At 66.2% G+C, this 11,275-nt stretch carries 11 protein-coding genes and 1 pseudogene; 6 read left to right on the forward strand and 6 right to left on the reverse strand.

Translation table 11 applies throughout. From position 1 onward, the window contains the following. The 6 genes and pseudogenes from QE494_RS02855 to QE494_RS02880 all read left to right on the forward strand — a co-directional run. Positions 1-633 (forward strand): annotated as a pseudogene (locus tag QE494_RS02855) (amidohydrolase); the annotation flags it as partial. 2 nt (positions 634-635) lie between these two features. Beyond that, complete coding sequence (locus QE494_RS02860) at positions 636-1,496, forward strand: creatininase family protein (protein WP_300041359.1); 861 nt, start codon at positions 636-638, stop codon at positions 1,494-1,496. Positions 1,497-1,569: 73 nt separating this feature from the next. Next, the gene (locus QE494_RS02865; RefSeq protein WP_300041361.1) at positions 1,570-2,571 is read left to right on the forward strand and encodes an ABC transporter substrate-binding protein; all 1,002 of its coding nucleotides are present in this window, start codon (positions 1,570-1,572) and stop codon (positions 2,569-2,571) included. Then, complete coding sequence (locus tag QE494_RS02870; RefSeq protein ID WP_300041363.1) at positions 2,568-3,383, forward strand: ABC transporter ATP-binding protein; 816 nt, start codon at positions 2,568-2,570, stop codon at positions 3,381-3,383. The genes QE494_RS02865 and QE494_RS02870 overlap by 4 nt, the downstream gene beginning before the upstream one ends. Before the next feature lie 7 nt (positions 3,384-3,390). Then, positions 3,391-4,200, forward strand: a complete 810-nt coding sequence (locus QE494_RS02875) for an ABC transporter permease (RefSeq protein WP_300041365.1) — start codon at positions 3,391-3,393, stop codon at positions 4,198-4,200. Positions 4,201-4,263: 63 nt separating this feature from the next. Further along, on the forward strand, positions 4,264-5,658 hold the full coding sequence (locus QE494_RS02880) for an FAD-binding oxidoreductase (RefSeq protein ID WP_300041367.1): 1,395 nt from the start codon (positions 4,264-4,266) through the stop codon (positions 5,656-5,658). Between the two features lie 48 nt (positions 5,659-5,706). Here the strand turns inward: QE494_RS02880 and QE494_RS02885 are convergent, their stop codons facing one another. From QE494_RS02885 to QE494_RS02910, 6 genes are all read right to left on the reverse strand, one after another. Next, the gene (locus QE494_RS02885) at positions 5,707-6,168 is read right to left on the reverse strand and encodes a RidA family protein (protein WP_300041369.1); all 462 of its coding nucleotides are present in this window, start codon (positions 6,166-6,168) and stop codon (positions 5,707-5,709) included. A gap of 77 nt (positions 6,169-6,245) precedes the next feature. Continuing rightward, a complete protein-coding gene (locus QE494_RS02890; protein ID WP_300041371.1) occupies positions 6,246-6,611 on the reverse strand; it encodes a RidA family protein in 366 nt (121 codons plus the stop codon). A gap of 33 nt (positions 6,612-6,644) precedes the next feature. Beyond that, positions 6,645-7,658 (reverse strand): tripartite tricarboxylate transporter substrate binding protein, encoded by a 1,014-nt coding sequence (locus QE494_RS02895; protein WP_300041373.1) that lies wholly within the window; start codon positions 7,656-7,658, stop codon positions 6,645-6,647. Then, positions 7,648-8,676 carry a tripartite tricarboxylate transporter substrate binding protein gene (locus tag QE494_RS02900; protein ID WP_300041375.1) on the reverse strand — a complete coding sequence of 343 codons (1,029 nt, stop codon included), beginning with the start codon at positions 8,674-8,676 and terminating at the stop codon, positions 7,648-7,650. Before QE494_RS02900 ends, QE494_RS02895 begins: the two co-directional genes overlap by 11 nt. A gap of 72 nt (positions 8,677-8,748) precedes the next feature. Beyond that, positions 8,749-9,834: a 2-hydroxyacid dehydrogenase gene (locus tag QE494_RS02905; protein WP_300041377.1), complete on the reverse strand. Its 1,086-nt coding sequence runs from the start codon at positions 9,832-9,834 to the stop codon at positions 8,749-8,751. 9 nt (positions 9,835-9,843) lie between these two features. Then, positions 9,844-11,275: MmgE/PrpD family protein (locus QE494_RS02910; protein WP_300041379.1), on the reverse strand; the 1,432-nt coding region annotated here is incomplete at its 5' end.

The raw sequence follows: 11,275 nt of genomic DNA on the forward strand, positions 1-11,275 counted from the left end.
CATATCGACGAAGAGCTCGATCCCAAGGCCCAGGGCGTGGCTACCGCGGTGCGCCTGGCGCGCGAGTTGGGGATGGAGGCCGCCATCACCTTCAGCCATGCCTGCGCCCTGTCCGCCCAGCCCGAGGACGAAGCGCTGGCGACGCTGGACGCCATGGCGCGCCTGCCCCGGCCACGCCTTGTTACCCTGCCGTCCACCAACTTGCTACTGCAGGACGCCCGGCCTGGCTTCACGCCCGTGCGCCGAGGCCTGACCCGGGTGCACGAGGCGCGCGCGCGAGGCATTCCCGTGCTGGTGGGCTCTGACAATGTGCAAGATGCCTTCTGCCGCGGCGGCTCGATCGACCCAGTGGAAGCCTTCTTGCTGGCAGTGAATGCCGCCCAGTTGGGCGACCCCTTCGACGCATGGAGCAATGCCATCGCCCGGCCTGACGCCCTGGACCGGACGCCGGCGCCCCAGGTACTGGGCCCGGGATCGCCGGCCGACCTGGTGTGCTTCGAGGCCCGCCCCGACCTGGCCTGGCCAGACCTCTCGGCGCGCCGCCGTATCCTGCGCGGGGGCGACTGGCTGGCGACACGGCAAGATACGCTCTGGACACCCACCGACCTGACCCCCTCATCCGAGACCTACTGACCATGCTGCACGGCTACACCCCGCCCCACCGCTACCTGCCCTACCTCTCCTGGACACAGATCGCCGAACTGCCCGACCGGGCCAACACGGTGATCGTTCTGCCCACGGGCGCGATCGAGCAGCATGGCCCGCACCTGCCCTGCTCGGTGGACTCCGTGATCGCCTCGGGCGTGATCGGCCACGCGCTGGCCCGGCTGCCCGACTCGGTGCCAGCCTTCGCGCTGCCGCCCATCACCTACGGGAAATCCGAAGAGCACCTGCACTTTCCCGGCACGATGACGCTCACCGGCACCACCTTGCTGTCAACCGTGATCGAAATCGGCGAGTCCGTTTACCGCAGCGGGTTCCGCAAGATGGTGATCGCCAACGGCCACGGCGGCCAGCCCCAGGTGATGGAGATGGCCGCGCGCGAACTGCGCCTGCGCTATGGCGACTTCGTGATCATTCCGACCTCGGTGTGGAAGATGCCCAGCGGCACCGGTGCCTTCACCTCCGACAGGGAGAAGCGCCTGGCCATGCACGCCGGCCACGGCGAGACGGCGCTGATGCTCGCCTTGGCACCCGACACGGTGCGCATGGAGCATGCGGTGGCCAACTTCCCGGATGAATTTCCGATCAAGCTGCTGTCGCAGGACGGCCGGCCGGCCTGTGCCTGGACCAGCCGCGACTTCGGTCCAAGTGGCGTGATCGGCGACCCCTGCGGTGCCACGCCTGAACAGGGCCAAATCATTCTCGAATCGCTGTCGCGCCACTGGGCGCAGGCGATCGAGGAGGTGCACCAGCTGCAATGGATCCAGCGCCCCGAGAGCACCTGGGGCCGGACAAACCTTGCCGGTCACATCCAGCAATCTCCCACAGCCTGAGCGCGCGGCGAGCCGAAGTTTTTCCTACCCCCAAAGTTCACCACTCAACCCACCACCATAAGGAGCGACCGACATGCAGCCATCAAAGAAATTCAGTGCCAAGCGCCTGTCCTGGGCCCTCGCGGCCGCCTTGGCCCTGGGCGGCGCCGCCACCGGCGCGCAAGCGCAGGAAAAGTTCGTCTACCAGACCAACTGGTACGCGCAAGCCGAGCACGGCGGCTTCTACCAGGCAGTGGCCACGGGCCTTTACCAAAAGGCCGGCCTGGACGTGACCATCAAGAACGGTGGCCCGCAGCTCAATGCCCTGCAGATCATGGCGGCCGGTCAGGCCGACTGCATGATGAGCAGCGACTTCGCAACGCTCAACGCCCGTAACACCGGCGTACCGGTGGTCACCGTCGCCTCGGTGTTCCAGAAGGACCCTCAGGTGCTGATCGCCCACGAGGACGTCAAGCGCTTCGAGGACATGAAGGGCAAGACCATCTTCATCGGCGCCGCGTCCCAGCGCACCTTCTGGCCCTGGCTCAAGGCCAAGTACGGCCTCGAGGACAGCCAGATCCGCCCCTACACCTTCAACGTACAGCCCTTCGTCGGCGACAAGAACTCGGTGATGCAGGGCTTTTTGACCTCCGAGCCCTTCTCGCTGATGAAGGCTGGCGTCAAAATCAACGTTCTGATGTTCTCCGAGCAGGGCTACCCCGCCTACAACACCACCATCTCCTGCATGGAAAAAACGGTGCAAGAGCGCGAGAAGGCCTTGACGGCTTTCGTTCGGGCGTCAATGGAAGGCTGGAAAAGCTACCTGGCCAACCCGGCACCCGGCAACGAGTTGATCAAGAAGGCCAACCAGAACATGACCGACGAGCAGCTCGCCTACAGCGTGGCCAAGCTCAAGGAACTCGAGGTGATCACCAGCGGCGACGCCAAGCGTGACGGCATCGGCATCATCCGCGAGGCGCGCCTGAAGGCCGGCTACGACCTGCTGGTCAACGCCAAGGTCATCGACGCGTCGAAGGTCAACTTCCAGAGCACCTTCAACACCAAGATCATCCAGAGCATCAAGGTCCTCCCATGAGCTCAGGCCCGTCGGTCGCGATTTCCGTTCGGGGGGCCGACAAGGTCTACCCGAACGGCACCCACGCGCTCCAGCCGGTCGACCTCGAGATCCGGCAGGGTGAGTTCGTTACCCTGCTGGGCCCCTCGGGCTGCGGCAAGAGCACCCTGCTCAAGATGATGGCGGGCCTGCTGCCACTCGATCAGGGCGCCCTGGAGGTCTGGGGCCAGCCCCCGGGCACACCGCAGCCTGCCGACCGGAGCATGGCCTTCGTCTTCCAGTCGCCCACGCTCATGCCCTGGGCCACGGTGCGGGCCAATGTGAGCCTGCCCCTGGAGCTGGCGGGTGTGCCCAAGGCCGAGATCGGCCCGCGGGTCGAGGACGCGCTGCGCCTCGTCGGCCTCGACCAGTTCGGCGAGCAACTGCCCAACGCACTTTCTGGCGGCATGCAGATGCGGGTGTCGATCGCCCGGGCCTTCGTGACCAACCCCAGCGTGCTTCTGATGGATGAACCCTTTGGTGCGCTCGACGAGATCACCCGCCACAAGCTCGACGCCGAGCTGCTGGAGATCTGGCGCGCGCGAAAAATCACGGTGATTTTCGTGACCCACTCCATCCACGAGGCGGTGTTCCTGTCCTCCCGGGTGGTGATGATGGCCGCGCGGCCAGGCCGCATCGTCGAGGAGATCCCAATCGACGAGCCCTACCCGCGCAGCACCGACTTCATGGTTACGCCGCAGTTTTCCATTTACGCCAAGCGTCTGCAGGATAGCCTGCACCGAGCCAGCCGCGCCGAAGCGAAGGCCGGCGCCAACGCCAACGCCCAGGAATGAAGGCCCTATGAGCAATCGCCCCACGTCCCCATCGGCCGGCCTGTCGTCCGCCCGTTTTATTTACCCCCTGATCGTGGCTGTCGTGCTCATTGGCGGCTGGCAGGCCATCGTCACCGGCATGGAGCTACCGCACTATGTGGTGCCCTCGCCCGGGCTGACCGTGAAGACCTTGTTTGCCAACTGGCAGCAGCTGGGCCTGGCCCTGTGGGTCACGGTCAAGATCACCCTGTTGGCCTTTTTGCTGGCCACGGTGATAGGGGTGCTGATCTCCTTCTTGTTCGTGCAGAGCCGCGTCATCGAGACCGCCTTCTTCCCCTACGCCATCTTGCTGCAGGTCACGCCCATTGTGGCCGTGGCCCCTTTGATCATCATCTGGGTGCGCAACCCCACCGGGGCGATGGTGGCCTGCGCAGCGCTGGTGGCCTTGTTCCCGATCATCTCCAACACCACGCTGGGCTTGCGAAGCGTCGACCCTGACCTGCAAAGCTACTTCAAGCTCAATCGCGCCACCCGGATGCAGACCCTGCTGCGCCTGCGCATTCCCAGCGCCCTGCCCTATTTCTTTGGCGGCCTGCGCATTTCGAGCGGCCTGTCCCTGATTGGCGCGGTGGTGGCGGAGTTTGTCGCTGGCACGGGTGGCACCGGTGCGGGCCTGGCCTATCAAATCTTGCAGGCCGGCTTCCAGCTCGACATACCTCGTATGTTCGCCGCCCTGCTGCTGATTTCCTTCACCGGTGTGGCGCTGTTCGTGGCCATGGCTTGGCTGACCCGCCGTCACCTGGGTGGCTGGCACGCAAGCGAACTGTCCCGCGATTGAGGCGCTCTCCTGCGCTGCCCAGGCTCTCCAAGCCTCCCACACACTTACTTTGCGTCACTGAGCATGTCCGACACCACCGTTACCCGCCAACAGACCGCCCTGATTGAGATTCAGCAGACGCTGCCCGCGCTGGCCTGGACCACAGACCCCGCCCGCATCGCCCGACTCTCGCAGGATTTCTCCTGGTTCAGCCCGGTCCTCAAGCGCATCCTCGAGGGCAAGGTGGCCGACGGGGTGGTGCGCCCGCGCGACGAGGCGGAACTGCGCGAGGTAGTGGGCGCCTGCGCACGGCAAGACGTGCCGATCACGATGCGTGGCGGCGGCACCGGCAACTATGGCCAGGCCACGCCGCTGCACGGTGGCGTGGTGATCGACATGAGCGACCTCAAGCGCGTCGCCTGGATACGCGACGGCATGGGACGGGCTCAGACAGGCATTCGCCTGGCGGACTTCGACCAGCAGGCGCGACCCGCTGGCTGGGAGCTGCGCTGCGTGCCCTCGACCTTTCGCATGGCCTCGCTGGGCGGGCTGTTCGGCGGCGGCTTTGGCGGCATCGGCTCAATCAACTATGGGCCCTTGGCCTCCCCCGGCACCATCCTGGGAGTGAGCGCGATGACGGTGGAGCCCGAGCCACGCCTCATCGAACTGCGCGGTGCTGAGGCATTGATGCAGCACCATGCCTGGGGCACCAACGGCATCGTGGTCGAGATCGAACTGGCGCTGGCGCCAGCGGCCAACTGGCACGAGGCGATCTACACCTTCTCCAGCGCAGACGACTGCCTGGAATTTGCCAACCAGCTGGCATTGGGACCCGGTATCGCCAAGAAGAACATCTGCGTCTGGATGGATCCGATTCCGCGTTACCTGCCCCGGCTGACCGAGTACCTGCCCGCAGGCCAGCACGCGGTGGGGGTGGTACTCGCGCCCTCGAGCCTGGCGGCAGCACGTGCCCTGGCCGAGGGCCTCGGCGGCAAGCAGACCTACGAGGACAGCACCGAGCAGGCGATCCGGCAAAACCGGACGGTGATGGAGCACACCTGGAACCACACCACCTTGCACGCGCTGAAGGAAGATAGCGGGATCACCTACCTGCAATTGAGCTTTACCGCCGGCCAGCACTTGGAGCAGGTCAAGAGGCTGCGCGCGACCTTCGGTGACGAGGTGATGCTGCACCTGGAGTTCATCCGCGGCCTGGACGGCCACACCACCTGCACCTCGCTGCCCCTGATGCGGTTCGTCTCGGAAGATCACCTCAATGAGGTGATTCGGCGCATTCGTGAAATGGGCGTGCGGGTTAACAACCCGCATGTGAAAGTGGTGGAAGACGGCAAGTTCGGCGGCTCGGTGCCGCCCGAGCTGGTGGCGCTCAAGCGCCGCTTTGACCCGCGCGGCCTGCTCAATCCGGGCAAGCTCAAGTCATGGGTACAGGCCGGCATGGAGATGACGGGCGCGCAATGACCGCAAGAGCGGCTCAGACGAACTGAGCGTCCACCGGGGGACGCCCTCTCATGCCCCGTTCGCGGGCTTCCAGAACGTGGCCTCTACCTCGACCAGCACCCGGTCGTCGGGCAGCATGCGGCTCACTTCGACCACGGTGCTCACCACCGGTGCCTCGAAGAACAGGCCGCGCACTCGGTTGTAGTGGGGGTAGTGGCGCAGGTCACGGAAGTACTGCACCAGCCGCGCCGCATGCTCCATGCGCACCCCGGCCTCGGCGGCCAGCTCGCGGATGCGGGCCAGCACCCACCAACTCTGGGCCACGATGGGCGCCTCGAAGGTGTCGACCGACATCTGGCCGGTGACGAACCCGAGCGCACGCAAGGCCGGCAGGGCCTCGGGCGGCAAGTCCTCGTACCGGTTGACGACCGCGCCGGCAGACGGGTCGACCGCAATGACGCCGCTCAGGTAGACCTGGTCACCGAGTTGGCGCCAGGTGGCGTAGTTGGCCAGGGGTTTTCCGACGGACATGGGGTTCCTCTCGTGCAGGGCGTTGCAGGTCGTTGCGGGCGCTTGCGCTGCAAGCGGGTGCGTTGGCGGCAAGTATCTCAGGCAGGCTTGAAGGCGGTGACCTCGATCTCCAGCTTGGCATCGATCATCAGCCTGGCCTGCACCGTGGAGCGGGTTGGCTTGTGGTCGCCAAAGGCCTCGGCATAGACCCGGTTGAAGCCGCCGAAATCAGCCGCGTCCTGCAGCCAGACGGTCACCTTGCACACGTCCCGCAGGCTGCAGCCAGCCAGGGCCAGCGTGCTGCGCAGGTGCTCGAACACCTGCCGGGTTTGCGGCTCGATGCCGCCCTCGACCACCCGGCCCTGGGCGTCGGTGGGCAGCTGTCCGGAAATGAAAACGAAGTCCCCCGCACGGACGGCGGGGGACAGGTGCCTGGGCGAAGTGCCCAGCATTTCGAGCGGCATGGCAACTCCTGGAGATCAGTCCAATGAGGCCGATCAGTCCGCCTTGATCCCGGTCTCCCGGATGAACTTGCCCCACAGGGCCAGCTCAGACTCGAGGTAGCTGGCAAACTGCTCCGAGCTGCTGGTCAGCGGGTCGAAGCCAGCGGCCACGAGCTGGTCCTTGACGTCCTGGCGATTGAGGATGTCCACGATCTCGCGATTGAGCCTAGCCACAATGGGCCGCGGCGTCCCAGCCGGCGCCATCATGCCCAGCCAGTTGGTCACTTCAAACCCCGGCAGGCCGGCTGCGTCGGCGATGGTCGGCAAGCCGGGGGCCATTGCCGAAGGCTTGAGGCTGGAGATGCCCAGCGGCACCACTCGGCCGCCTGCGACCTGCGGCATGATGGTGGGCAATCCGATCAGCATGACCTCCACATTGCCGGCCACCAGGTCGTTCACCGCGGGGGCAGCGCCCTTGTAGGGCACATGGCGGATGTCGGTACCGGCGATGCGGTTGAAGCGCTCCATCGCCAGATGGCTGGCCGTGCCATTGCCGGACGAGCCGTAATTGAGCTGGCTAGGCTTGGACTTGGCCAGCGCGATCAGCTCCCGCGCGGTCTTCACCTTGAGGCTGGGATGGACAGCGAGCAGGCTGGTGAGGTTGGCGGTGAGCGAGATGGGCGTGAAGTCCTTGACCGAATCAAAGCGCACCTTCGACAGGGCCGGGTTCACCGCCAGGATGCCGGCAGTGCCCAGCATCAGCGTGTAGCCGTCGGGCGCTGCCTTGGCCGCCAGTTCAGCGCCGATGTTGCCGCCCGCGCCGACCCGGTTGTCGATCACAACGGGCTGACCCCAGCGCTCGGTGAGCTTGACCCCGATCGCGCGGGCCAGAACGTCCGTCGGACCGCCGGCAGCGAAGGGGACGATGATCTTGATCGGCTGCTGCGGGTAGGTGCCTGCGCTCGCCTGGGCCAGCACGGAAGGTGCCGTGCCGCCAGCGGCCAGGAGGGCAAGCAGGGCCCGGCGCTGGGCACGGGTGCGGTCGTGGGTGTGAAGTTCAGCTGACACGGATATCTGCCTCCTTAATGACTTTGGCCCAGCGGGCAGACTCAGCCCGCATGTAGGTGTTGAATTCTGCCGGCGAACGCGGGGTGGTGTCGAAGCCGACACGGGCGAACTCCGCCTTCAGCTCGGCCTGGTTGAGAGCCCGGTTGATTTCCAGATTGAGCTTGGTGAGCAGTTCGCGCGGGGTGGTGGGAGGCGCGAAGATGCCGAACCACTGGCCCACGTCAAACCCCGGCAGGGCGGACTCGGCGAAGGTGGGGATGGCTGGCGCCGCCGGCGATCGCTGGGCGGTGGTGACGCCAATCGCCTTGAGCCGGCCGGCGTTCACATGCGCCAATGTCGTGGGCAATGCGCCGATCAGGAGCGGCACATGGCCCCCGAGCACGTCGTTCACCGCCTGCCCCGCGCCCTTGTAGGGGACATGAAGCAGCTTGATCATGGCTTCCGAATTGAGCAGTTCCCCCGACAGGTGGGAAACGGTTCCTGCGCCATTCGATGCGAAGCTCAGCTTGCCGGGCTGCGCCTTGGCCAGTGCGATCAACTCACGCAGGTTGTTGGCAGGCACCGAGGGGTGCGCCACCATCACATTGGGGGCGGTGATCAGCATCGCCACAGGCGCGAAATCGCGGAAGGCGTCATAGCCCAGGTCCTGCTGCAGGTGCGGGTTGATCGCGTGGGTGCTGGAGGTTCCCAGGACCAGGGTGTACCCGTCGGGCGCCGACTTCGAGGCGACCTGCAGGCCCAGGGCGCCACTGGCACCGGCCCGGTTCTCGATCACGATCTGCTGACCCCAGGCGGCGGTGAGACGCAGCCCCACCGCGCGGATCACCGTGTCGCCGGAGCCGCCAGCCACGAAGGGAATGATGACGCGGATCGGCTTATTCGGGTAGTTGGCGGCCGGGTCGCTCTGCGCCAGCGCATGTCGGACGGGCCAGGCGCCCGCCACCGTCGCGCCTACGGCGCCCATCGCACGCAGCACAGCGCGCCTGGGCACGCCGGCTTTCTTGCTTGGTGTCTCCATGGATCTATCTCCTTTTGCTTGGGTGAATCGGCAGGGTGGGTGTGAAGTTATCGCAGACGCATCGCCAGCCTCTCAGGCCAGCGCGCCCTGAATCTGGGTGAGCATGTCTTCCATGTCGGCCAGCCCGTTCATGCGGGCGGCACCGGCGGTATGGGGCGTGAGCAAGACGTTGGGGAAAGCGAGCAAGGGGTCGTCCTCCGTGGCTGGTTCTTTGTAAAGCACGTCCAGCGCAGCACCACCGAGGTGACCGGACTGCAGGCCCTCGAGCAAGGCCGCCGGGTCGACAATCTGGGCGCGAGAGGTGTTGATCAGGAAAGCGCCTTTGCGCATCAGGCCGATCGCGCGTGCATCGACCAGACCGCGGGTGGCCGGTCCCGAGGGGACATGCACGCTCAAAAAATCAGACTCGGCAAAGAGCGCGTCGAAGTCCCGGTAGGCCACCGACATCCCGGCCTCCTCGGCGGCGCCCAGGCGATGGCGCTTGTTGTACAGGACCCGCATGCCAAAGGCATGGGCCAGGCGCGCCGTCTCCTGGCCGATCTCGCCAAACCCGAGCAGGCCCAGGGTGCGGCCATGCAGCGTCTGCAGCCCGGTGATGCGGCCAAAGTTGGCACTGGCGGTGTGCCGGGTGTCGTAGGGCGACTGGGCAATACCCGCCGCGTGCAGGCGCTCGGGCGTTACCAGATGGTTCACGTAGGGGAATCGCCGCGCCAGGCACAGCATGAACATCAGGGTGTGCTCGGCCAAAGAGATATTGGTGCGTCGGCGCAGGTCCAGTACCTGCACGCCGCGCGCGGCGCAGGCCGCCATGTCGACGTTCTTGCCGGCGTGGCCGAATTTCTGGACCACCCGCAGCCCCGTGCCAAGTGCGAGTTCCTCAGGCCCGATCTCCAGGCTTTCCACCACGACCCCATCGGCACCGGGCAAGGCCTGTCGCAAAGCGGCCTGACTGTCGACGAGGCGGACCTCGGCTGGATGAAGGCGCGACAGCTTGGCGCGCAGCGTGTCGCGCCACGCGTGCCAGCCGGGCACATCGTGCGCGACGTAACTTGCGTAGGCGGCGCTCCGTTCCGCACTGGTGCGCGGATCGAGCACCACCTCGACCTGGCGCAGAACGGGGTCGTCTTCGACGACCAGGATGGGGGGGCGTGACTGCATGCCGTTTCCTCAGCGGCGCACGATCAGGGAGGCCATCAGGTCCCGGACCGGCAGGGTGCTGTTGCCGAGCGTCGCCAGGATGCCCAGAGCCCGGGCCTGGCCGATATTGGGCACGGCGCAATCGGTGAACTTCCCGTTGAGTTCCTCCTCGGTGGTCGGGTTGGTGGGGCTGCCCTTGGCCACATGAACCACCTCACTCAGGTGACGGCCGTCGCGCATATGGAGGTTGACGGTCACCGGCTGCTCGAAGGGCGCCTTGCGAACCGCGGGAATATCCTCGGACAGTTCGGGGGGTACCCGCATCTCGGTCCGATCGAGCAGGGCCCGCACATGCGGGCGATGAACCGCCTCGTCGGTGAAATCGGCCAGCGTGGGCCGGCCGTTCATCAGGGTGGTGGCCACGCAGTACTCGAGCGAGGTCTTGCCCTGCAGGCCGTTGACCGGACGCGAATGAACGACTGTCCGCGGGTACATGTAGCTCACATCGCAGACGATGCGCTCGATATCTTCAACCCGAAAGCCCTCTTTGGCGCGCAGGGCCAGCGCGGCGTCGATCCCGAACAGGTTCGGACGTCCGCAGGGATAGAGCTTGAAGGTCGGGACCTTGATCATCCAGTCCTTGCCCCATTTGGCCAGGTCCGCCTGCAGCGCGGCGTCGGTCCACTCGGGGGAGAAGATGGCGCCGTAGCCACGGGGATTTTCAAACACGTTCGGGTCTGCGCTGAAGCCCAGCGCGGCGAGCTTGGCCGCCCGCACGCCCTGACTGGCCGCCATGCCGCTGTGCAGTGACATGGTCATGGTGCCGAAGTTGCGCCGGATGCCGCTGGCCAGCGAGGCCACGATGCCCAGCGCGTAGGCCATCTGGCTCTCGTTCAGTCCGAGCAGCAGGCCGCTGGCCACCGCAGAGGCCACCGCGCCCTGGGTCGCCGTCGCATGCCAGCCCAACTCGTAGTGGGAGGGATTGAGCAAAATGCCCAGGCGGCACTCGACCTCATAGCCGATGACAAACGCCCGCATCGCCTCGCCCAGCGTGAGGCCACGGCTTTCCGCCACCGACAGCACGGCGGGCAGCAGCGGACCGGAGGGGTGCCCGCGCATCAGTTCGTGGTTGTCGTCGAACAGCTGCAGGCTGATCATCATCCCGTTGACCAGCGACACATCGGTGGCCCGACCGCGCTCCCCGTAGCCAATCACGGTGCTCTCGCCTTCGGTCTGGCCCTCGGTGCTGAGGCTGCGCAGCATGTCGATGGGCCGCTCGCCGTAGGCGGCGTAGGCCACCGCCAGGCTGTCGATGAGGGAGAGGCGCGCCATGCGCAGCGCCCCCTCGTCGATCTGCCCGGGCAGGCGCTGGAAACAGGTGGAAATCAGTTGCGAGGTCAAGGTCATGGCAAAGCCCTGGGGATGGAGGTTGGGGATGGGGCTGCTGCGAGTTGCAGCAGTT

This window comes from Ramlibacter sp., from assembly GCF_029866045.1.
GTDB lineage: Bacteria > Pseudomonadota > Gammaproteobacteria > Burkholderiales > Burkholderiaceae_C > Ramlibacter.